The organism is Nocardioides litoris, assembly GCF_006346315.1.
Taxonomy (GTDB): domain Bacteria; phylum Actinomycetota; class Actinomycetes; order Propionibacteriales; family Nocardioidaceae; genus Nocardioides; species Nocardioides litoris.
The window spans coordinates 220,279-241,017 of record NZ_VDMR01000003.1; the positions used below are offsets into that span (position 1 = coordinate 220,279).

Below are 20,739 nucleotides of genomic sequence, written 5' to 3' on the forward strand. Positions count from 1 at the left end.
GTGCCCGGTGTCGCGATGCCTCAGACGACGAGCGGACGCGCCGTCGGCGGGATGGGGCTGGGCAGGGCGGTGGAGCCAGTGAGGTACTCGTCGACCGCGGCCGCCGCGGCGCGGCCCTCGGCGATCGCCCACACGATCAGCGACTGGCCCCGGCCGGCGTCACCGGCGGCGAAGACGCCGGGCACCGAGGTCTGGTAGCCCTTGTCGCGCACCACGTTGCCGCGATCGTCGAGGTCGACGCCGAGCTGCTCGACCAGGCCCTCGCGCTCCGGGCCGACGAAGCCCATCGCGAACAGCACGAGGTCGGCCGGGATCTCCCGCTCGGTGCTCTCGATCTCGGTCAGCGTGCCGCCCTCGAAGACCACGTCGACGAGCAGCAGGGCCCGCACGTGGCCCGCGTCGTCGCCGCGGAACTCCTTGGTCGAGACGGCGTAGACGCGCTCGCCGGCCTCCTCGTGCGCCGAGGAGACCCGGAACGTCATCGGGTACGTCGGCCACGGCTGCCCGGCCGGGCGCGAGCTCGGGGGCTCGGGCATGATCTCGAGCTGGGTGATCGAGGCCGCGCCCTGGCGGGTCGAGGTGCCCAGGCAGTCGGCGCCGGTGTCACCGCCGCCGATGATGACGACGTGCTTGCCGGTGGCGACCGTCTGCTCGCCCCCGCCCGGCACCGGCTCCTCGCCGACCGCCGCGCGGTTGGCCTGTGGGAGGAAGTCCATCGCCTGGTGGATGCCCGCGAGCTCGCGCCCGGGGACCGGCAGGTCGCGGGCGATGGTCGAGCCGGTGGCCAGCACCACGGCGTCGTACCGGTCGCGCAGCTGCTCGCCGGTCAGGCCGGACTCCTCGGAGCCGACGTCGACGCCGGCCCGGAAGACGGTGCCCTCGCGCTTCATCTGCTGCAGGCGCCGGTCGAGGTGCTGCTTCTCCATCTTGAACTCGGGGATGCCGTAGCGCAGCAGGCCGCCGATCTTGTCGGCGCGCTCGTAGACGGCGACCGTGTGGCCGGCGCGGGTGAGCTGCTGCGCGGCGGCCAGGCCGGCCGGACCGGAGCCGATCACCGCGACGGTGCGGCCCGAGAGCCACTCGGGGGCCTGCGGGCGGACGAGCCCGGACTCCCACGCCTTGTCGATGATCGAGACCTCGACGTTCTTGATGGTCACCGGGTCCTGGTTGATGCCCAGCACGCAGGCGGTCTCGCAGGGTGCGGGGCACAGGCGACCGGTGAACTCCGGGAAGTTGTTGGTCGCGTGCAGGCGCTCGATCGCGCCCTCCCAGTCGTCGCGCCAGACCAGGTCGTTCCACTCGGGGATGATGTTGCCGAGCGGGCAGCCCTGGTGGCAGAACGGGATGCCGCAGTCCATGCAGCGCCCGGCCTGCTCGGTGATGATCGGCAGCAGCGCGCGGCCGGCGGAACCGGGGTAGACCTCGTTCCAGTCCTGCACGCGCTCCTCGACCGGGCGGCGCTCGGCCACCTTCCGGGGGGCCTTGAGGAAGCCCTTCGGGTCAGCCATGCAGAGCCTCCATCATCTTGTGGGCGGTCTCGCGCTCGTCGAGGCCGTCGGCCTCTGCCTTGGCCTTGGCCTCGAGCACGATGCGGTAGTCGCGCGGCATGACCTCGGTGAAGCGGGTCAGCGAGGTCTCCCAGTCGGCCAGCAGCTCCTCGGCCACGGTCGAGCCGGTCTCCTCGTGGTGCTGGCGCACCATCTGCTCGAGCTCGCGGGCAGCCTCGCCGGCGACCGGCCCGAGCTCGACGAGCTCGCGGTTGACCCGGAAGTCCTTGAGGTCGAGCACCCAGGCCACACCGCCGGACATGCCGGCCGCGAAGTTGCGGCCCGTCTTGCCGAGCACGGCCACCCGGCCACCGGTCATGTACTCGCAGCCGTGGTCGCCCACGCCCTCGGTGACCAGCCAGGCGCCGGAGTTGCGCACGGCGAACCGCTCCCCCACGCCGCCGCGCAGGAAGACCTGCCCGGACGTCGCGCCGTAGGCGATGGTGTTGCCCGCGATGATCTGCTCGTTGCTGTTGAACGTCGCCGCCCGGTCGGGCCGCACGACGATCCGGCCGCCGGAAAGGCCCTTGCCGACGTAGTCGTTGGCGTCGCCCTCCAGGCGCAGGGTGATGCCCCGGGGCAGGAAGGCGCCGAAGGACTGACCGGCCGACCCGGTGAGGGTGAGGTCGATGGTGCCCTCGGGCAGCCCCTCGCCGCCGTACCGCTTGGTGACCTCGTGGCCGAGGATCGTGCCGACGGTGCGGTGGACGTTGCGGACCTTGACCTGGGCCCGCACCGGCTCGCCGGACTCGAGCGCCGGCTGGGCCAGCGGGACGAGCTCGGTGACGTCGAGCGAGCGCTCCAGGCCGTGGTCCTGGGACTTGGTGCGGCGACGGTCCTGGTCGGGGAAGTGGCTGCTGTCGACCTCGTGCAGGATCGGCGTGAGGTCGAGGCCCGCGGCCTTCCAGTGGTTGACGGCCTCGGCCATGTCGAGCGCCGAGACCTGGCCGATCGCCTCGTCGAGGGTGCGGTAGCCCAGCTCGGCCAGGATCTCGCGCACCTCCTGGGCGATGTACTCGAAGAAGGTCACCACGAACTCGGCCTTGCCGCTGTAGCGCTCGCGCAGCACCGGGTTCTGGGTGGCGACGCCCACCGGGCAGGTGTCGAGGTGGCAGACCCGCATCAGGATGCAGCCCGAGACCACGAGCGGGGCGGTGGCGAAGCCGTACTCCTCTGCCCCCAGCAGGGCGGCGATGACGACGTCGCGGCCGGTCTTGAGCTGGCCGTCGGCCTGGACGACGATTCGGTCGCGCAGGCCGTTGACCAGCAGGGTCTGCTGGGTCTCGGCCAGGCCGAGCTCCCAGGGACCGCCGGCGTGCTTGAGCGAGGTCAGCGGCGAGGCACCGGTGCCGCCGTCGTGGCCGGAGATCAGGACGACGTCGGCGTGCGCCTTGGACACCCCGGTCGCGACCGTGCCGACGCCCATCTCGCTGACCAGCTTGACGTGCACCCGCGCCTGCGGGTTGGCGTTCTTCAGGTCGTGGATGAGCTGGGCCAGGTCCTCGATCGAGTAGATGTCGTGGTGCGGCGGCGGGCTGATCAGGCCGACGCCGGGCGTGGAGTGCCGGGTCTTGGCCACCCACGGGTAGACCTTGTTGCCGGGCAGCTGCCCGCCCTCGCCGGGCTTGGCGCCCTGGGCCATCTTGATCTGGATGTCGTCGGCGTGGGTGAGGTACTCCGACGTGACGCCGAAGCGGCCCGAGGCCACCTGCTTGATCGAGCTGCGGCGCTCGGGGTCGTGCAGGCGCTCGGAGTCCTCGCCGCCCTCGCCGGTGTTGGACTTGCCGCCCAGCCGGTTCATGGCGATCGCGAGGGTCTCGTGGGCCTCCTGCGAGATCGACCCGTAGGACATCGCGCCGGTCGAGAACCGCTTGACGATCTCGCTGACCGGCTCGACCTCCTCGATCGGCACCGGCTCGCGGCCGGTGACGTGGGAGCCCTTGAAGCGGAACATGCCGCGCAGCGTCATCAGCTGCTGGGCCTGCTCGTCGACGGCCTGGGTGTACTGCTTGAAGACGTCGTAGCGCTGGGTGCGCGTCGAGTGCTGCAGCCGGAAGACCGTCTCGGGGTTGAACAGGTGGGGCTCGCCGTCGCGGCGCCACTGGTACTCGCCGCCGATCTCGAGCTCGCGGTGGGTCGGCAGCACGCCGCCGCGGGGGTACGCCGTGGCGTGGCGCCGCGCGACCTCCTCGGCGATCACGTCGAGGCCGATGCCGCCCAGCTTGGTCGTCGTGGCGGTGAAGTAGCGGTCGACGACCTCCTGGGACAGCCCGACCGCCTCGAAGATCTGCGCGCCGGTGTAGGAGGCGACCGTCGAGACGCCCATCTTGGACATCACCTTGAGCACGCCCTTGCCGAGCGCCTTGACCAGGTTGGCCACGGCCTGCTCGGGCTCGGTGGTGACGTAGTAGGCCTCGCGGGCGAGGTCCTCGACGGACTCCATCGCCAGGTAGGGGTTGACCGCCGCGGCGCCGTACCCGACGAGGAGGGCCACGTGGTGGACCTCGCGGACGTCGCCGGCCTCGACGAGCAGGCCGACCTGGGTGCGGGTCTTCTCGCGCACCAGGTGGTGGTGGACGGCGCCGGTGAGCAGCAGCGACGGGATGGGTGCCAGGTCGGCGTCGGCGTGCCGGTCGGAGAGCACGATGATGCGCGCGCCACCGGCGATGGCCTCGCTGACCTCGGCGCAGATCGCGTCGATGCGGGTCGCCATGGCCTCGCCGCCGCCGGCGACGTCGTACAGGCCGCGGGCGACGTGGGTGATGAAGCCGGGCATGTCGCCGTCACGGTTGATGTGGCGGATCTTGGCCAGGTCGTCGTTGGAGATGACCGGGAAGGGCAGGACGACCTGGCGGCAGGACGCCGGCTGCGGCTCGAGCAGGTTGGACTCGGGCCCGATCGTGCCGTTGAGCGAGGTGACGAGCTCCTCGCGGATGGCGTCGAGCGGCGGGTTGGTCACCTGCGCGAAGAGCTGGGTGAAGTAGTCGAACAGCAGCCGCGGCTTGTCGCTCAGCGCCGCGATCGGGGTGTCGGTGCCCATCGAGCCGAGCGCCTCGCCGCCGGTGTTGGCCATCGGCGTGAGCAGGACGCGCAGCTCCTCCTCGGTGTAGCCGAAGATCTGCTGCCGGCGGGTCACCGAGGCGTGGGTGTGCACCACGTGCTCGCGCGCCGGGATGTCGTCGAGGTGGATGAGGCCGGCGTGCAGCCACTCCCCGTAGGGGTTCTCGGCGGCGAGCTCGGCCTTGACCTCGTCGTCCTCGACGATCCGGTGCTCGTCGGTGTCGACGAGGAACATCTTGCCGGGCTGCAGGCGGCCCTTGCGGACGATGCTGGCCGGGTCGAGGTCGAGCACGCCGACCTCGGAGGCCAGCACGACGAGGCCGTCGTCGGTGACCCAGTAGCGCGAGGGGCGCAGGCCGTTGCGGTCGAGGACCGCGCCGATCTGGGACCCGTCGGTGAAGACCACGCAGGCCGGGCCGTCCCACGGCTCCATCATCGAGGAGTGGAAGGAGTAGAAGTCGCGGCGCTGCTGGTCCATCTCGCCGTGGTTCTCCCACGCCTCGGGGATCATCATCAGCACCGAGTGCGGCAGTGACCGGCCGCCCATGTGCAAGAGCTCGAGCACCTCGTCGAACGACGCCGAGTCCGACGCCCCGGGCGTGCAGATCGGGAAGAGCCGGTCGAGGTCACCGGGGATGAGGTCGGAGGCGAGCAGCGCCTCGCGGGCCCGCATCCAGTTGCGGTTGCCCATCACCGTGTTGATCTCGCCGTTGTGGGCGATGTAGCGGAACGGGTGGGCCAGCGGCCAGCTCGGGAACGTGTTGGTCGAGAACCGCGAGTGCACGACCGCCAGCGCCGAGGCCACCCGCTCGTCGCGGAGGTCGGGGAAGAACTTGTCGAGCTGGTCGGTGGTGAGCATGCCCTTGTAGCCCAGCGTGCGCGAGGACAGCGTCGGGAAGTAGGCGTCGGTCTCGCGCTCGGCCCGCTTGCGCAGGCAGTAGGCGAGCCGCTCGAGGCCCATGCCGGTCAGGCGCTGGCCGGAGGCCGCCACGAAGAGCTGGCTGAACGACGGCATGACCGACAGGGCCATGCTGCCCAGGCCCTCGGGGTCGACCGGGACGTCGCGCCACCCGAGGACGGTCAGGCCCTCCTCGGCGGCGATCTCCTCGACCCGGGCCCGGGTCGTGGCGACGTCGTCGTCGTCACCGGGCAGGAACGCCGTGCCGACGGCGTACGCCGCGGGGGCGGGGAGCTCGAAGCCGAGCTCGGTGATGACGGCGCGCAGGAACGCGTCGGGCACCTGGAGCAGGATGCCGGCGCCGTCGCCGGAGTTGACCTCGGCTCCCGCGGCTCCGCGGTGGTCGAGGTTGCGCAGCGCGGTGAGGGCCTTGGCCACGATGTCGTGGCTGGCCTCCCCGGTCAGGGTCGCGACGAACGCGACGCCGCAGGCGTCGTGCTCGGCGGCCGGGTCGTAGAGACCCTGGGCCGCCCAGTGCGTCGGAAGCGCGTGTTGGTAGGGCACCTCTGTGTCCTCCCGTCGGCGGGACAACCTCGGACCACCCCCGGGCGGACCGGGAGCAACGGGCTGTCGTGGTGGAGTCGCAGGGACGACGTCGGCCCACGCGGCGGAGGTGCCAGGTTACTACAGCGTTACGACGGACCGTCGCGAGTCGTCCGCTCCTGGACACCGTCCTCGACCGCGGCGCGCTCCTCGTCGTCGTCGATCGCCTCGCCTTCCTCGTCCTCCGGCTGGTCGGCGCCCTCGACGTGGCCGTCGCGGTAGACCGACTCCTCGCGCCCGGGGTGGCGCCGGGCGCTCCAGACGAACCCGGCCAGGCCGACGAGGAACAGCACGATCGAGGTCCACACGTTGAACCGCAGGCCGTAGACGTCGTCGAGCTGGACGGAGTCGACCCGGAGGTACTCGATCCAGCCGCGGCCGAGGGTGTAGCCCATGACGTACAGCGCGAACACCCGGCCGTGGCCGAGGCGGTAGCGCTTCTCGGCCCACAGCAGCAGGGCCAGGACCCCGAGGTTCCACAAGAACTCGTAGAGGAAGGTCGGGTGGAAGGTCGTGCCGGCCGGGAAGACGAGTCCGTCGGGCCAGTTGACGGGGTCGATCTCCAGGCCCCAGGGCAGGTCGGTCGGCTTGCCGTACAGCTCCTGGTTGAACCAGTTGCCCCAGCGGCCGATGGCCTGGGCCAGGATCACCCCCGGAGCGAGGGTGTCGACGACCGGACCGAGCCGGACGTTCTTGCGACGCGCCCACAGGATCGCGCCGACCGCGCCGAGCGCGACGGCACCCCAGATGCCGAGGCCGCCCTTCCAGATGTAGAGCGCCTCGATGGGGCTGCCGCCCTCGCCGAAGTAGCGCTTCCAGTCGGTGGCGACGTGGTAGAGCCGGGCGCCGACGACGCCGAAGGGCACCGCCCAGACCGCGAGGTCCTGGATCTCGCCGGGCCGCCCGCCGCGGGCCTGCCAGCGCTTCTCGCCGAGCCAGATGGCGGCGACGATGCCGAGGATGATGCACAGGGCGTAGCCCCGGATCGGCAGCGGCCCGAGGTGCCAGACCCCGTTGTCGGGGCTCGGGATCGACAGCGGCACCAGCAGGTCGGTCGCGATCACGGGCCCACCCTAGGCGCGCGCACTAGCCGTCCTGCAGCAGGCTGTGGATGTCGCTGGCGAACTGGGCGGGCGTGGTCTGGGCGTCCCAGAAGACCGGGACCTCGTCGGCGGCGTCGACGCCCATGACGTACGTCGTGTGGCCGCCCGGGTCGTCGGGGTCGATGCCGACCGAGAGCTCGCGGCCGATGTCGATGACGGTGGACAGGTCGCCGTCGAGCCCGACGAAGGACGGGTCGAAGCGGTCGAGGTAGGTGCGCAGCGTCTCGGGGGTGTCGTTCTCCGGGTCGCTGCTGACCAGCACGACCTGCACCTGGTCGCGGTCGTCCTCGTCGAGGCGAGTCATGGCCGAGGCGAGGTGGTTGAGCACCGCGGGGCAGATGTCGACGCAGTTGACGTAGCCGAAGAAGACCATCGTCAGCCGCTCGTCGGTGTCGTCGGCCAGCGAGAACGGCTGGTCGTCGGTGTCGGTGAGTTGGGTCGCCGGCACCGTGTAGGGGTTGTCGAGCACCGTGCCGGAGAAGGGCAGCGCCTCGGCGTCGCCGCCGCAGCCGGCCAGGCCGGCGGCGAGCGCCACCGCGGCCGCGGCGGCGGTGGCCCGGCGCAGGAGGGTCCACGTGCGGGTCCTAGCGGCCACGGCGCACCCCCGCGGCGAGGTCGGCGGTGAGGGCGGTCAGCGCGTCCAGGGCGGCGGAGCGGTCGTCGGGGTGGTCGAGCAGGGCGCGGACGAAGGCCGACCCCACGATCACCCCGTCGGCGTACGCCGCGATCTCGGCGGCCTGGCCGCCGTTGCTGACCCCGAGGCCGACCGAGACGGGCAGGTCGGTCGCGGCCTTGGTGCGCTTGACCAGGGGGTCGGCGAGGTCGCTGGAGGTGTCGCGGGCGCCGGTGACGCCCATGACGGCGGTGGCGTAGACGAAGCCGCGGCAGGCCTTGGTCGTCATCGCGATCCGCTCGTCGGTCGAGGACGGCGCGACGAGGTACACCTTGTCGAGGCCGTGCTCGTCGGCCGCGGCCGGCCAGCGCGGGTCGGCGTCGGGGGTGAGGTCGGGGGTGATCAGCCCCGCTCCCCCGGCGGCGGCGAGGTCGCGGGCGAACCGCTCGACGCCGTACCGCTCGACGGGGTTCCAGTAGGTCATCACGACCGTCGGCGTGCCGGTGGCCGCGACCGCCTCGACGGTGCGCAGCACGTCGCTGGTGCGGACGCCGCGGTCGAGCGCCTGCTGGGCGGCGGCCTGGATCGTGGGGCCGTCCATCACGGGGTCGCTGTAGGGCAGGCCGACCTCGATGACGTCGCAGCCGGCGTCGACCATCGCGCGGATGGCCTCGATGCCGCCGTCGACGTCGGGGAAGCCGGCAGGCAGGTAGCCGACCAGGGCGGCGCGGCCCTCCGCGCGGGCCCGGTCGAAGGCGGTGGAGACGCTCATCGGGGCCGGTTCACGTGTCCTTCCCGAGACCGAACCACGTGCGCGCGGTCTCCATGTCCTTGTCGCCGCGGCCGGAGAGGTTGACCAGCACGATGCCGTCGGGCCCCAGCTCGCGGGCGACGTCGTAGGCGCCGGCGAGCGCGTGCGCGGTCTCGATGGCCGGGATGATGCCCTCGGTGCGGGCCAGCAGCGCCATGGCGTCCATGGCCTGGGCGTCGGTCACGGGCACGTAGTCGGCGCGCCCGCTCTTGGCCAGGTGGGCGTGCTGCGGGCCGACGCCGGGGTAGTCGAGACCGGCCGAGATCGAGTGGGACTCGACCGTCTGCCCGTCCTCGTCCTGCAGGACGAACGTGCGGGCGCCGTGGAGGACGCCGGAGGCGCCGGCGTGGATGGTCGCGGCGTGCCGACCGGTCTCGACCCCGTCGCCGCCGGGCTCGAAGCCGTAGATGCGGACGTCGGGGTCGCCGAGGAAGGCGGTGAACAGGCCGATGGCGTTGGACCCGCCACCCACGCAGGCCGCGACGGCGTCGGGCAGCCGCCCGGTCAGCTCCAGGCACTGGGCCCGGGCCTCGTCGCCGATGCTCCGGGTGAAGTCGCGCACCATGCTCGGGAACGGGTGCGGCCCGGCGGCGGTGCCGAAGAGGTAGGCGGTGTGGTCGACGGTGCTGACCCAGTCGCGCAGGGCCTCGTTGATCGCGTCCTTGAGCGTCGCGCTGCCGGACTCGACCGGCACGACCTCGGCGCCCAGCAGCTCCATGCGGGCGACGTTGAGGGCCTGGCGCCGGGTGTCGACGGCCCCCATGTAGACGGTGCAGTCGAGCCCGAAGTACGCCGCCGCGGTCGCGCTGGCCACGCCGTGCTGGCCGGCGCCGGTCTCGGCGATGACCCGCTGCTTGCCCATCCGCTTGGTCAGCAGGGCCTGGCCCAGGACGTTGCGGATCTTGTGGGCCCCGGTGTGGTTGAGGTCCTCGCGCTTGAGCAGGATGCGCGCGCCGCCGAGGTGGTCGCTGAGCCGCCGGGCGTCGTAGAGCAGGCTGGGGACGCCGGCGTAGTCGCGCAGGATGGCGTCGAAGTCGGCCTGGAACGCCGGGTCGGCGACGGCCTCCTTCCAGGCCGCGGTCAGCTCGTCGAGGGCCGCGACGAGGGCCTCGGGCATGAAGCGCCCGCCGAAGTCACCGAACCACCCCTGGTCGTCGGCCTCGAAGGTGCCGGTCTCGAGTGCGGTCACGACTCCACTCCTGTCATTGCTCGGACGGCGGCCTCGGGGTCGCCGTCGCGGACCAGGGCCTCGCCGACGAGGACGGCACGAGCGCCCTCGGCGACGTGCCGCTTGACGTCGACCGGGGTGAAGACCCCGGACTCGGCGACCTTGACGCGGTCGTCGGGCAGCAGGGGGGCCAGCCGGCCGAAGGTGTCCTGGTCGATCTCGAGGGTCTTGAGGTTGCGCGCGTTGACGCCGACCAGCTCGGCCCCCAGGTCGACGGCCCGCTCGGCCTCGGCCTCGTCGTGGACCTCGACGAGCGGCACCATGCCGAGCTCGCGGACCTCGTCGTGCAGCCGGCGCAGCGTCTCGTCGTCGAGGGCAGCCACGATGAGCAGCACCAGGTCGGCGCCCGCAGCCCGGGCCTCCAGGACCTGGTAGGTCTCGACGACGAAGTCCTTGCGCAGCAGCGGCACGTCGACGGCGGCCCGCACGGCCCGCAGGTCGGCCAGGCTGCCGCCGAACCGTCGCTCCTCGGTCAGCACGCTGATCGCGGCGGCCCCGCCCGCGGCGTACGACGAGGCGAGGACCGCGGGGTCGGGGATCGCGGCCAGGTCGCCCTTGCTGGGGCTGCGGCGCTTGACCTCGGCGATCACGCTGGACCCGGGTGCGCGCAGGTGCGGCATGGGGTCGCGGGGCGGGTCGACGTCGGCCAGGGCGGCGCGCACGTCGGCCAGCGGCGTCTGCGACGCCCGTCGGTCGAGGTCGAGGCGCACTCCGGCGACGATCTCGTCGAGCACGGACACGGCCGTTTCCTCCACTCGGAGTCGGGTGTTTCTCCTAGGAAGTCTGGCACGGCGACCCATAGGGTCAGGCCCGACCCCTCGGACCGACCGAGGCCCCAGGAGAGGACGACCACATGAGCTACGGCGCACCCCCGCCCCCCAACCCCTACGGCGGCGCCGGAGGCTACGGCCAGCCCGCGGGCCCGCCGCCCAACAACAACCTGGTGTGGGCGATCCTCACCACGGTCCTGTGCTGCCTGCCGCTGGGCGTCGCCTCGATCGTGTTCGCCGCGCAGGTCAACGGCAAGTGGGCCTCCGGCGACACCAGCGGTGCCTACAACTCGGCCAAGAAGGCCAAGCAGTTCGCGATCGCCAGCGCGGCCGTGGGCGCGATCGGCATCGTGCTCTACATCATCGTCGTGGCCGTCGCCGCGGGCAACAGCTGAGCGTCGAGCCCCGGCCCGACCTCGTCGTGAGCCGTCCGCCGTCCCGGTCGACCCGACCGGGACGGCGGAGCGTGCTCGGACTGGCGGCCACCGCGGCCGCCGCCACCGCCGCGGGCGCCGTCCTGTTCGCCGTCGACCCCAACGAGCCCGGCCACTACCCGACGTGCCCCTTCCTCGCGCTCACCGGCGCCTGGTGCCCCGGGTGCGGCTCGCTGCGCGCGCTGCACGACCTGGTGCACCTCGACCTCGCGGGCGCCGCCGCCCGCAACCCGCTGGCCCTCGTCGGTGTCGTCCTGCTCGCCCTGGCCTGGGTCTGCTGGGCCCTGCGCACCGCCGGTCGCAACGCCCCCCACCCGGTCCAGGTGCCGGCGCCGTGGATCTGGGCCTTCCTGGCCGCCGTCGTCGCCTTCGGTGTCCTGCGCAACGTGCCGGGCTGGACCTGGCTCTCGCCCGCCTGAGGCTCGCCGGGGCCCTCAGGACACTCAGGGCGCGAGGTAGGAGAACTGCGGCAGGTTGCGCAGCACGGCGAAGCCGAGCAGCACCATGGCGCCCACCACGAGCAACGGGGTCGTGAGCACCGTGCTCCCCCGCTCCACGCCGCGCCAGCGGTCGACCGTCCACCAGCCCAGCAGGCCGACCAGCACCGGCAGCAGGGCGACGAACAGCACGTTGCTCGACACCGCGTCGGCCAACCTCAGGTGGGTCAGGTCGTGGACCGCGCGCATGCACCCGCAGCCAGGGCAGCTGAACCCGAGGGCCGCGCTCGGGCACACGCCCCAGGACCCCTGCACGTGCGGGTCGCGCAGCGCGACTGCCACGGTGGCCGCGGCCAGGCCGCCGAGGACCACGGCGGGCCGCACCATGCGGCGCGCCCGGCTCGGCCGGACGTCGACGGCACCGGGCGGCGCGGTCGGGGTCCGGGTCTCGCTCACCGGCTCAGTGTGCCACCGGCGGGTTTGGCCGCACCGCCACGGGCAATGAACTCCTCCGCCACCGCCCGGGTCACCGGGCGCCCCACGCGAAGGACGACACATGAGCTACGGAGCACCCCCGCCCTCCTCGCCGTACGGCGGGTCGCCGTACGGCGGCGGCCCCTACGGGGGCTACGGCGGCGGCACCGCCGAGCACCCGCAGGGCACGACCATCCTGGTGCTCGGCATCATCGGCCTCGTGGCGTGCATGCCGCTCGGCATCGCCGCGTGGGTGATGGGCAACAAGGCGCTGCGCGAGATCGACAGCTCGCCGATGACCTACACCAACCGCGGCAGCGTCCGAGCCGGTCAGATCTGCGGGATGATCGCCACGATCCTGGCCATCGTGGCCGTGCTGTTCTACGTGGTCGTCATCGTCGTGGTGCTGGGGGCCAGCTCGAGCTGACCCGGCACCTCGGACGTCAGTGGGAGGGGCCGTTGAGGCCCAGCTTGCCCATCACGACGTAGAGCAGGCCGGCGACGACGTTGAGCCCGACGCCGATGGCGAAGATCGGGTAGCTGATCGGCTCGAGCATCAACCCGGCCCCGCCCACGACGAAGCCGACGAGCGCCACCGAGACCGCCGTCCAGGCAGCCGGGGTGTTGCCGTGGTTGTCACTCATGCGGGGCTCCTCGGGTCGGTGCAGGACGTCGACCCCGATCCTAGTCGGTGGGGTCGCGACCCTCGTCGAGGGCCTTCCAGAGCTCGCGCTGCCGGTCCTCGGGGTCGAGGTCGCGGGCCGGCTCGAGAGCACGGCCGGCCGGCGCGTCGTAGCGCCGGCCCATCTCCGGCCACCCGCCGACGGTGCGCACGGCCGCGGCCGAGGCGACCACGGACAGCACGCCGGCCAGCACGCCGAGGTGGCCCCACCACGTGCGGGCGACGTCGAGGTCGAGGGTGGAGACCTCGGCCGCGGTGTCCCCCGGCAGCGTGAGCCAGGCGGCCACGGCCAACGCGGTCGTGGCCACGGCCGTGGCCAGCCCGAGCCAGGCCACCACGCGTCGCACGCGGCCGCGGGTGACGAGCAGCACGCCCCAGGAGGCCAGCAGGACCAGGGCGGTCGCGGTCACCGGCGGCGCGCTCAGGTCACCGGCGCCCAGGGAGGCCGCGAACGCCGACTCGCCCTCGCCGCCCCGGAGCACGACCCAGTCCCGGTTGCCGGCGACCGCGGCGCCGCCGGCGGTGGCGAGCCCGGCCAGGACCGTGGGCCCGAAGGAGCGTCTGTCGGCGGACCTCTCAGCCACGGGCGTCGAGCGTCACGTCGAGACGGGCGGCGTCGAAGCAGGTGCGGTCGCCGGTGTGGCAGGCCGCGCCGGTCTGGTCGACCTTGACCAGCACGGTGTCGCCGTCGCAGTCGAGCCGGACCTCGACCACGGACTGGACGTGCCCGGACGTGTCGCCCTTGGCCCAGTACTCCTGGCGCGAGCGGCTCCAGTAGGTCGCCCGGCCGGTCGTCAGCGTGCGGTGCAGGGCCTCGTCGTCCATCCAGCCGACCATCAGCACCTCGCCCGTGTCGTGCTGCTGGGCCACCGCGGACACCAGACCACGGCCGTCACCGTGGGGGGTGGGGTCGGGGATGCGCTTGAGGCGGGCGGCGATCGCGGGGTCGAGGCTCACGGGGCCATTGTCCCCGGGCCGGGCTGCGAGGAGCCCTGGGCCACCCAGGAGGCGTGCAGGCCGGCGTACACGCTGCCGGCCTGCGTGACCAGGACGGCGTGGGGGCCGCGCTGCACGACCCGGCCCTGGTCGACGACCACGACCTCGTCGGCCTGCTCGGCAGTGGAGAGGCGGTGGGCGATGGTGACGCTGGTGCGCCCGTTCATCAGGCGCTCGAGCGCCCGGCCGATGCGCATCTCCAGCTGGGGGTCGACGGCACTGGTGGCCTCGTCGAGGACCAGCAGGTCGGGGTCGGCGAGGTGGGCCCGCAGCAGGGCGACCAGCTGCCGCTCCCCCGCTGACAGGGACTCACCACGCTGCCCGACCCGGGTGTCGAGGCCGGCGGGCAGGCCGGCCAACCAGTCACCGAGGCCGAGCTCGGCGGCGCTGGCGCGCACGTCGTCCTCGGAGGCGTCGAGCCGGCCGTAGCGCACGTTGGCCAGCAGGGTGTCGTCGAACAGGAAGCCCTCTTGGGGCACCAGCACGACGCTGGAGCGCAGCCCGGCCTGCTCGATGTCGCGCACGTCGATGCCGTCGAGCAGCACCGCGCCCGCGCTCGGGTCCATCAGACGGGTCAGCAGCTTGGCGAAGGTGGACTTGCCCGACCCGGTCTCGCCGACGATGGCGACGCGGCGGCCGGCGTCGATGGTCAGGTCGACGTCGCGCAGCACCGGCGGGCCACCGGGGTAGGCGAAGTCGACGCGGTCGAAGCGCACGTCGACCGGCCCGCGGGGCAGCCGGTGCCCGTCGGGGCCGGGGTCGACGAGGTCGGCCGGGGTGTCGAGGATGCCGATGACCCGGCGCCAGCCGGCGATGGCGCTCTGGGCGTCGGTCAGGATCTGGGTGCCCATCTGCACGGGTCCGACGAACAGGGTGACGAGGAAGGCGAAGGCCAGCACCTCGCCGGCGGTGATGTCGCCCGCGAAGCCGAGCCAGATGCCGACGATGAGCACGCCGGCGTTGGCCAGGCCGGCGGACAGCCCGCCGAGGGAGAAGGAGACCGCGGTGAACCCCTGGGCCCGGGTGCTGGCGCGCTGGTGGGTCAGCACCGCCTCGTCGATGCGGGCCTGGGTGCGGGTCTCGACGGCGTAGGAGCGGACGACCGCGGCGCCGACGACGGGCTCGGAGATCGCGGAGAGCATGACGCCGACCTGGCGCCGCACGATGCCGTAGGCGGCCGACAGCTTGCGCTGGAAGTAGCGCAGGGACAGGAACAGCGGCGCGAAGCAGACCCACACAACGAGGGCGAGCTGCCAGGAGTAGACGACCATGACGATCGTCGCGATCAGCACCTGGCCGATGCTGACGACGAAGAGCAGGCCGCCGAAGACCAGGAACTGGCTGACCTGGTCGACGTCGCTGGTGACGCGCGAGACCAGGGCGCCGCGACGCTCGGTGTTCTGGGTGAGCAGCGGCAGGTCGTGGACGTGGCGGAACGCCTTGGTGCGCAGCGTGGCCAGGCCGTGCTCGGCGGTGGTGAACAGCCGCCGGGTCATGCCGTAGCTGGCCAGGCTGGTCAGCAGGACGGCGGCCGCGGCGGCGACGCCCATCAGCACCGTGAAGGACACGTCGGGCCCACCGGGACCGTTGATGCCGCGGTCGAGGGTCTGCTGGACCGCGATCGGGACGACGACCTGGCCGGCCGAGGCGAGCACGGCCAGCAGGAGCGTGGTGCGGAACCCCTCGGTCAGCTCGGGCGAGTGGTGCAGCCCGCGCTTGATGGTGGCGATGGCCCCGAGCTCCTCGCCCGTGGTCATCGTGGTGCCGGAGGCGGACGCGGCACGGGGAGCGGCTACCTGGGTCATGCCGGGGCCTCCTGCTGCTCGTAGGCGTTGACGAGCCGGGCGTAGTCGGGCGAGCGGACGAGGAGGTCGGCGTGGGTGCCCCGGTCGGCGACCCGGCCCTCGGCGAGGTGCAGCACCTCGTCGGCCAGGCCGATGGTGGCCTTGCGGTAGGCCACCACGACCAGGGTGGACTCGTGACCGCCCTCGCGCAGCGCGGCGAGGATGCGGGCCTCGACCTCGGGGTCGACGGCGGAGGTGGCGTCGTCGAGGACCAGCAGGCGGGGCCGGCGCACCAGCGCGCGGGCCAGCGAGATGCGCTGGCGCTGGCCGCCGGACAGCGACGTGCCGCGCTCCCCCAGCCGGGTCGAGAGCCCCTCGGGCAGGGCCGCGACGAACCCGTCGGCCTGGGCGGTGCGCAGCGCCGCCCACACGTCCTCGTCGCTGACGTCGGCGCCCAGGGTGACGTTGCCGCGGACGGTGTCGTCGAAGAGGAACGGCGTCTGCGGGACGATCGCGACCACCTGGGCCAGCTCGCCCCGGGCGAGGTCGCGCAGGTCGACGCCGTCGACCCGGATCGCCCCGTCGTCGGGGTCGACGAGCCGGGTCAGCAGCGAGGTCAATGTCGACTTGCCGGAGGCAGTGGCGCCCACGAGCGCCACGGTGCGGCCGGGCTCGACGGCGAAGCTGAGGTCGCGCAGCAGCGGCCGGTCGGGCTCGTAGCCGTAGGCGAGGCCGTCGACCTCGAGGCGGGCACCGGACGCGGCCGCGGGGGCCGACGCGGCGCCGTACGGCATCTCGCCGGTGGTGCGCAGCACGGCGTCGACCCGGTCGTAGCCGACGACGCTGCGCGGGAAGTCGCCGAGCAGCCAGCCGATGGAGCGGATCGGGAAGGAGACGATGGTGAGGAGGTAGGCGACCGTCACGACGTCGCCGGGGTCGGTCTGGCCGGCCAGGACGCGGGAGACGCCGACGCTGAGGACCACGAGCACCCCGAGGTTGGGCAGCGCGGCCAGCGCGGGGTCGAACGCGGCGCGGATGCGGCCGAGCCGGATGTTGGTGTCGCGCAGCTCGTGGGCCTTGCGCGTGAAGCGCGCGGCCTCCTCCGGCTCGCGGCCCAGGGTCTTGACGACCATCGCGCCGTCGAAGGACTCGTGGGCGATCTCGCTGACCTCAGCCCGCAGCTGCTGTGCACGGGTGGCCAGGGCCTGCGACCAGCGCTGGTAGACCAGGTTGACCGCGACGACGGCCGGGAAGACGAGCAGGCCGACGACGGCCATGACCACGTCGGCCACCAGCATCTGCGCGACGGCGATGACCATCATCGCCAGGGTGCCGACGGCCATGGGCAGCGGCGCGATCGGTCCCCAGGCGGCCTCGACGTCGGCGTTGGCGTTGGACAGCAGCTGGCCGGTGGGGTGGCGCTGGTGCCACTCCATGGGCAGGGCGAGGTAGCGGCGGGTGACGGCGCGGCGGTAGTGGGCTTGCATGCGGTACTGCATGACGCCGGCCCCCAGGCGCCGGGCCACGATGCCGACGGCGCGCAGGATCGCCACGCCGACGAACAGCCCGAGCACGGCCCACAGCATGGACGCGCCGATCTCGCCGTCGCGGAACGCCGGCAGCACGACGTGGTCGGTCGACCAGCCCAGCACCCAGGCGTCGGCCACGGTGAGCGCGCCGAACAGGACGCTGCCGAGGGTGGAGAGGGTGAAGATCCAGGGCTCGCGCTTGATGGCCACCCACAAGACGCCGAACCCCGCGGTCGTCGAGCCCTTGCCGAGGCGGCTGTGCTCCTGCACGTCGGGGGCAGAGCTGGTCACGGGTCTCCTGTCGGTGCGGCGGGCCAGGGGTGGCGGCCCGCGGTGCGGCGGCCGGGTGGTTGAACCCGGCAACGAAGGCAGGCTATTCCCCGGCACCGACGATCCTGGCCACCCCGGGGGCGGCACGTACGCCCCTTGCGCACCAGTGCACGACCTCGAGCGTGGTCGAGGTCAAGCCGCGCAGCGCGGGTCTGGGCCGTCCCGGTCGTCGTACGGCGGTGCCGGTCGGTGCCGGCCGGTGTCGGTCGTTGCCGGTCGGTGCCGGCCGGTGCCGGTCGGTGTCGAAAAGGCCTGGCAACCGCAGGAATCCCCGGTCAACCGGGGATTCCTCGCTCCCCGCGGTCCGGGGCTCAGCGCACGGGGTGGCCGGCGGCCGACAGGGCGTCCTTGACCTCGCCGATGCGCAGGGTGCCGAAGTGGAAGACGGTGGCGGCGAGGACGGCGTCGGCACCCGCGTCGACGGCCGGGGCGAAGTGGTCGGCGCGGCCGGCGCCGCCCGAGGCGATGACCGGGATCGACACGGCCGCGCGCACCAGGCGCAGCAGGTCGAGGTCGAAGCCGTCCTGGGTGCCGTCGGCGTCCATCGCGTTGAGCAGGATCTCGCCGGCGCCGAGCTCGGCGGCGCGGGCGGCCCAGGCGACGGCGTCGAGACCGGCGCTCTTGCGGCCGCCGTGGGTCGTCACCTCGAAGCCGGAGTCGGTCGAGGGTCCTCCCGGCGGCACACGACGGGCGTCGACCGACAGGACGAGCACCTGGTTGCCGAAGCGGTCGGCGATCTCGGCGACCAGCTCGGGCCGGTGGATCGCGGCGGTGTTGACCGCGACCTTGTCGGCCCCGGCGCGCAGCAGCCGGTCGACGTCGTCGACGGAGGAGACGCCGCCGCCGACGGTGAGCGGGATGAAGACCTCCTCGGCGCAGCGCGAGACGATCTCCATGGTCGTCGCCCGGCCCTCGTGGGAGGCGGAGATGTCGAGGAAGGTCAGCTCGTCGGCGCCCTCGGCGTCGTAGGTGCGGGCCAGCTCGACGGGGTCGCCGGCGTCACGCAGGTCGACGAAGTTGACGCCCTTGACGACGCGGCCCGCGTCGACGTCGAGGCACGGGATGACCCGGACGGCCAGGCTCACGACGCGGCTCCCCCGGGCTTGGTGAGGGCCAGGGCGTCCTCGAGGGTGAACCGGCCCTCGTAGAGCGCGGTGCCGGCGATGGCGCCCTCGACGCCGTGCGGCACGAGGTCCATCAGCGCGCGCAGGTCGTCGAGGGTGGTGACGCCGCCGGAGGCGACCACCGGGCGGTCGGTCGCGGCACAGACGTCGCGCAGCAGCTGCAGGTTGGGGCCCTGGAGCATGCCGTCCTTGTTGACGTCGGTCACGACGTAGCGGGCGCAGCCCTCGCGGTCGAGCCGCTCGAGGGTCTCGTAGAGGTCGCCGCCCTCCTGGGTCCAGCCGCGGGCGGCGAGGGTGCGGCCCCGCACGTCGAGGCCGATGGCCACCCGGTCGCCGTGCTCGGCGATGACGCGCGCACACCACTCCGGCGACTCCAGCGCGGCGGTGCCGATGTTGACGCGGCGGCACCCGGTGGCGAGAGCGGCCTCGAGCGAGGCGTCGTCGCGGATGCCGCCGCTCATCTCCACGTCGATGTCGAGCGCGCCCACGATCTCGGCCTGCAGCTCGCGGTTGCTGCCGCGGCCGAAGGCGGCGTCGAGGTCGACCAGGTGGAGCCACTCGGCCCCCGCGTCCTGCCAGCGCCGGGCCGCGGCGACCGGGTCGCCGTAGGCGCGCTCGGAGCCGGCGACGCCCTGGGTGAGCTGGACGGCGCGGCCCTCGGTGATGTCGACGGCGGGCAGCAGCTGGAGGTAGGACACGGGACTCACTTCCGGGTGACGAGGTGCAGGGCGATCGGGGTGACGAGCAACGAGAGCAGGACGAGCAGCGCCCGCGCCGCGGGGTCGGACGTGCCGAGCCAGAGCAGGACGTTGAGGGCGACCACGGCCGAGACGAGCAGCACGGTCTGCTGCCGCCGGCGTACGGCGAGGCGCCCGGTCTGCGAGCCGGAGCGGCCGCGCGCGGGCAGCCAGCGGGTGAGCAGCTCGCGCCGTGCCGCCCGACGCGCGCGCCGCTCGGCCTCGACGCGCCGGGCCTCCGCCTCGGCCGCCGCCACCCGCTCCCGCTGGGCGCGGCGGCGGGCCCGCTCGCCCGCGGCCATCAGGCGGCGGTGTGGTCCGCGGTGCGGAGCGTGGCGACCCAGTTGCGCAGCAGGGCCGCGCCGGCGTCGCCGGACTTCTCCGGGTGGAACTGGGTGGCCCACAGCGGCCCGTTCTCGACGGCGGCGACGAACCGGTCGCCCCCGTGCTCGGCCCAGGTGACGAGGGGCTCGCGGGTGTGGCCGGTGGTGACGAGGTCCCACGAGCGGGCGGCGTAGGAGTGCACGAAGTAGAAGCGCTCGTCCTCGACGCCGGCGAACAGCTCGGTGCCCGCGGGGGCCTCGACGGAGTTCCAGCCCATGTGGGGCACGACGTCGGCCTGGAGCCGGGAGACGGTGCCGGGCCACTCGTCGCAGCCCGCGGACTCGACGCCGTGCTCGACGCCGCGCTCGAAGAGGACCTGCATGCCCACGCAGATGCCGAGCACTGGCCGTCCCCCGGCCAGCCGGCGGCCGACGAGCCGGTCGCCCTTGACCGCACGCAGGCCGGCCATGCAGGCGGCGTAGGCGCCGACACCCGGGACGACGAGGCCGTCGGCGGCCAGCCCGGCCTCGAAGTCGGGGGTCAGGGTGACCTCGGCGCCGGCGCGCTCGACGGCGCGCACGACCGAGCGGAGGTTGCCCGAGCCGTAGTCGAGGACGACGACGCCTGGTCGGGACGGGCTCACAGGGCGCCCTTGGTGGAGGGGATGCCCGTCTCGCGGGGGTCGAGGGCGATGGCGTCGCGGAACGCGCGGGCCACGGCCTTGAACTGCGTCTCCACGACGTGGTGCGGCTCACGGCCGGCCAGCACCCGCACGTGCAGGGCGAGGTGGCCGTGGAAGGCGAGCGTCTCGAAGACGTGGCGGGTCAGCGAGCCGAGGTAGGCCGGGGTGGTGCCGCCGAGGGCGACGTACTGCTGGCCCTCGGGCTCGCCGGTGTGCACGCAGTAGGGACGGCCGGAGACGTCGACGACGGCCTGCACGAGCGCCTCGTCGAGCGGCACCGTGGCGTCACCGAAGCGGCGGATGCCCACCTTGTCGCCCAGTGCCTCGCGAAGGGCCTGGCCCAGCGCGATCGCGGTGTCCTCGACGGTGTGGTGGGCGTCGATGTGCACGTCGCCCTCGGTGCGCACGGTCAGGTCGACCAGGGCGTGGCGGCTGAAGGCGGTGAGCATGTGGTCGTAGAAGCCGACCCCGGTGGCGATGTCGTGGCGGCCGGTGCCGTCGAGGTCGACCTCGACGACGACCTTCGACTCGCTCGTGGTGCGCTCGACGCGGGCGGTGCGGGTCGTGGTCATC

General features: G+C 73.3%; 21 protein-coding genes. 3 read left to right on the forward strand and 18 right to left on the reverse strand.

Features of this window, described 5'->3' with window-relative positions; all coding sequences use genetic code 11:
* Positions 1–20: 20 nt before the first annotated feature.
* The 7 genes from FJQ57_RS13195 to trpC form a co-directional block, all read right to left on the reverse strand.
* Positions 21–1,508: a glutamate synthase subunit beta gene (locus FJQ57_RS13195; RefSeq protein ID WP_139981000.1), complete on the reverse strand. Its 1,488-nt coding sequence runs from the start codon at positions 1,506–1,508 to the stop codon at positions 21–23.
* Positions 1,501–6,069, reverse strand: a complete 4,569-nt coding sequence (gene gltB / locus FJQ57_RS13200) for a glutamate synthase large subunit (protein WP_139981002.1) — start codon at positions 6,067–6,069, stop codon at positions 1,501–1,503. The genes FJQ57_RS13195 and gltB overlap by 8 nt, the downstream gene beginning before the upstream one ends.
* Before the next feature lie 128 nt (positions 6,070–6,197).
* Entirely contained in the window at positions 6,198–7,172 is a 975-nt protein-coding gene (gene lgt / locus FJQ57_RS13205; protein WP_246081795.1) for a prolipoprotein diacylglyceryl transferase, read from the reverse strand.
* A gap of 22 nt (positions 7,173–7,194) precedes the next feature.
* Positions 7,195–7,806, reverse strand: coding sequence for an SCO family protein (locus tag FJQ57_RS13210; RefSeq protein ID WP_139981004.1), 612 nt, complete (start codon positions 7,804–7,806; stop codon positions 7,195–7,197).
* Entirely contained in the window at positions 7,796–8,596 is an 801-nt protein-coding gene (gene trpA / locus FJQ57_RS13215) for a tryptophan synthase subunit alpha (RefSeq protein WP_139981006.1), read from the reverse strand. Before trpA ends, FJQ57_RS13210 begins: the two co-directional genes overlap by 11 nt.
* Positions 8,597–8,606: 10 nt before the next feature.
* Positions 8,607–9,824 (reverse strand): tryptophan synthase subunit beta, encoded by a 1,218-nt coding sequence (gene trpB, locus FJQ57_RS13220; RefSeq protein ID WP_139981008.1) that lies wholly within the window; start codon positions 9,822–9,824, stop codon positions 8,607–8,609.
* Positions 9,821–10,603, reverse strand: a complete 783-nt coding sequence (gene trpC / locus FJQ57_RS13225; RefSeq protein ID WP_139981010.1) for an indole-3-glycerol phosphate synthase TrpC — start codon at positions 10,601–10,603, stop codon at positions 9,821–9,823. The genes trpB and trpC overlap by 4 nt, the downstream gene beginning before the upstream one ends.
* Before the next feature lie 113 nt (positions 10,604–10,716).
* Between trpC and FJQ57_RS13230 the strand changes: the two genes are divergently transcribed.
* On the forward strand, positions 10,717–11,028 hold the full coding sequence (locus tag FJQ57_RS13230) for a CD225/dispanin family protein (RefSeq protein WP_139981012.1): 312 nt from the start codon (positions 10,717–10,719) through the stop codon (positions 11,026–11,028).
* A 71-nt stretch (positions 11,029–11,099) separates the two neighbouring features.
* Positions 11,100–11,486: a DUF2752 domain-containing protein gene (locus FJQ57_RS13235; RefSeq protein ID WP_211348917.1), complete on the forward strand. Its 387-nt coding sequence runs from the start codon at positions 11,100–11,102 to the stop codon at positions 11,484–11,486.
* A 24-nt stretch (positions 11,487–11,510) separates the two neighbouring features.
* On the opposite strand, the gene FJQ57_RS13240 is transcribed toward FJQ57_RS13235, so the two are convergent.
* On the reverse strand, positions 11,511–11,960 hold the full coding sequence (locus FJQ57_RS13240) for a DUF2752 domain-containing protein (RefSeq protein WP_211348918.1): 450 nt from the start codon (positions 11,958–11,960) through the stop codon (positions 11,511–11,513).
* A gap of 100 nt (positions 11,961–12,060) precedes the next feature.
* On the opposite strand from FJQ57_RS13240, the gene FJQ57_RS13245 reads away from it, so the two are divergent.
* Positions 12,061–12,405, forward strand: a complete 345-nt coding sequence (locus FJQ57_RS13245) for a DUF4190 domain-containing protein (RefSeq protein ID WP_211348919.1) — start codon at positions 12,061–12,063, stop codon at positions 12,403–12,405.
* Between the two features lie 16 nt (positions 12,406–12,421).
* Here the strand turns inward: FJQ57_RS13245 and FJQ57_RS13250 are convergent, their stop codons facing one another.
* The 10 genes from FJQ57_RS13250 to hisB form a co-directional block, all read right to left on the reverse strand.
* Entirely contained in the window at positions 12,422–12,622 is a 201-nt protein-coding gene (locus FJQ57_RS13250; RefSeq protein WP_139981016.1) for an HGxxPAAW family protein, read from the reverse strand.
* Positions 12,623–12,662: 40 nt separating this feature from the next.
* Positions 12,663–13,244 carry a Trp biosynthesis-associated membrane protein gene (locus FJQ57_RS13255; protein WP_139981018.1) on the reverse strand — a complete coding sequence of 194 codons (582 nt, stop codon included), beginning with the start codon at positions 13,242–13,244 and terminating at the stop codon, positions 12,663–12,665.
* On the reverse strand, positions 13,237–13,617 hold the full coding sequence (hisI, locus tag FJQ57_RS13260) for a phosphoribosyl-AMP cyclohydrolase (RefSeq protein WP_139981020.1): 381 nt from the start codon (positions 13,615–13,617) through the stop codon (positions 13,237–13,239). Before hisI ends, FJQ57_RS13255 begins: the two co-directional genes overlap by 8 nt.
* Positions 13,614–15,461: an ABC transporter ATP-binding protein gene (locus tag FJQ57_RS13265; protein ID WP_139981022.1), complete on the reverse strand. Its 1,848-nt coding sequence runs from the start codon at positions 15,459–15,461 to the stop codon at positions 13,614–13,616. Before FJQ57_RS13265 ends, hisI begins: the two co-directional genes overlap by 4 nt.
* The gene (locus FJQ57_RS13270) at positions 15,458–17,260 is read right to left on the reverse strand and encodes an ABC transporter ATP-binding protein (RefSeq protein WP_246081796.1); all 1,803 of its coding nucleotides are present in this window, start codon (positions 17,258–17,260) and stop codon (positions 15,458–15,460) included. The genes FJQ57_RS13265 and FJQ57_RS13270 overlap by 4 nt, the downstream gene beginning before the upstream one ends.
* 350 nt (positions 17,261–17,610) lie before the next feature.
* A complete protein-coding gene (gene hisF, locus FJQ57_RS13275; protein ID WP_139981024.1) occupies positions 17,611–18,384 on the reverse strand; it encodes an imidazole glycerol phosphate synthase subunit HisF in 774 nt (257 codons plus the stop codon).
* On the reverse strand, positions 18,381–19,121 hold the full coding sequence (priA, locus tag FJQ57_RS13280) for a bifunctional 1-(5-phosphoribosyl)-5-((5-phosphoribosylamino)methylideneamino)imidazole-4-carboxamide isomerase/phosphoribosylanthranilate isomerase PriA (RefSeq protein ID WP_211348920.1): 741 nt from the start codon (positions 19,119–19,121) through the stop codon (positions 18,381–18,383). Before priA ends, hisF begins: the two co-directional genes overlap by 4 nt.
* Before the next feature lie 5 nt (positions 19,122–19,126).
* Positions 19,127–19,462, reverse strand: coding sequence for a hypothetical protein (locus tag FJQ57_RS13285; protein ID WP_139981028.1), 336 nt, complete (start codon positions 19,460–19,462; stop codon positions 19,127–19,129).
* A complete protein-coding gene (gene hisH, locus FJQ57_RS13290; RefSeq protein WP_139981030.1) occupies positions 19,462–20,127 on the reverse strand; it encodes an imidazole glycerol phosphate synthase subunit HisH in 666 nt (221 codons plus the stop codon). Before hisH ends, FJQ57_RS13285 begins: the two co-directional genes overlap by 1 nt.
* Positions 20,124–20,738 carry an imidazoleglycerol-phosphate dehydratase HisB gene (gene hisB / locus FJQ57_RS13295; RefSeq protein WP_139981032.1) on the reverse strand — a complete coding sequence of 205 codons (615 nt, stop codon included), beginning with the start codon at positions 20,736–20,738 and terminating at the stop codon, positions 20,124–20,126. The genes hisH and hisB overlap by 4 nt, the downstream gene beginning before the upstream one ends.
* Position 20,739 lies beyond the last annotated feature (1 nt).

Excerpts from the sequence above, each read along its gene's own strand:
- FJQ57_RS13230 (WP_139981012.1), top strand. The coding sequence starts at position 10,717 with ATGAGCTACGGCGCACCCCCGCCCCCCAACCCCTACGGCGGCGCCGGA.
- FJQ57_RS13285 (WP_139981028.1), bottom strand. The coding sequence starts at position 19,462 with ATGGCCGCGGGCGAGCGGGCCCGCCGCCGCGCCCAGCGGGAGCGGGTG.
- FJQ57_RS13265 (WP_139981022.1), bottom strand. The coding sequence starts at position 15,461 with ATGACCCAGGTAGCCGCTCCCCGTGCCGCGTCCGCCTCCGGCACCACG.
- hisB (WP_139981032.1), bottom strand. The coding sequence starts at position 20,738 with ATGACCACGACCCGCACCGCCCGCGTCGAGCGCACCACGAGCGAGTCG.
- trpA (WP_139981006.1), bottom strand. The coding sequence starts at position 8,596 with ATGAGCGTCTCCACCGCCTTCGACCGGGCCCGCGCGGAGGGCCGCGCC.
- FJQ57_RS13245 (WP_211348919.1), top strand. The coding sequence starts at position 12,061 with ATGAGCTACGGAGCACCCCCGCCCTCCTCGCCGTACGGCGGGTCGCCG.
- FJQ57_RS13250 (WP_139981016.1), bottom strand. The coding sequence starts at position 12,622 with ATGAGTGACAACCACGGCAACACCCCGGCTGCCTGGACGGCGGTCTCG.
- FJQ57_RS13195 (WP_139981000.1), bottom strand. The coding sequence starts at position 1,508 with ATGGCTGACCCGAAGGGCTTCCTCAAGGCCCCCCGGAAGGTGGCCGAG.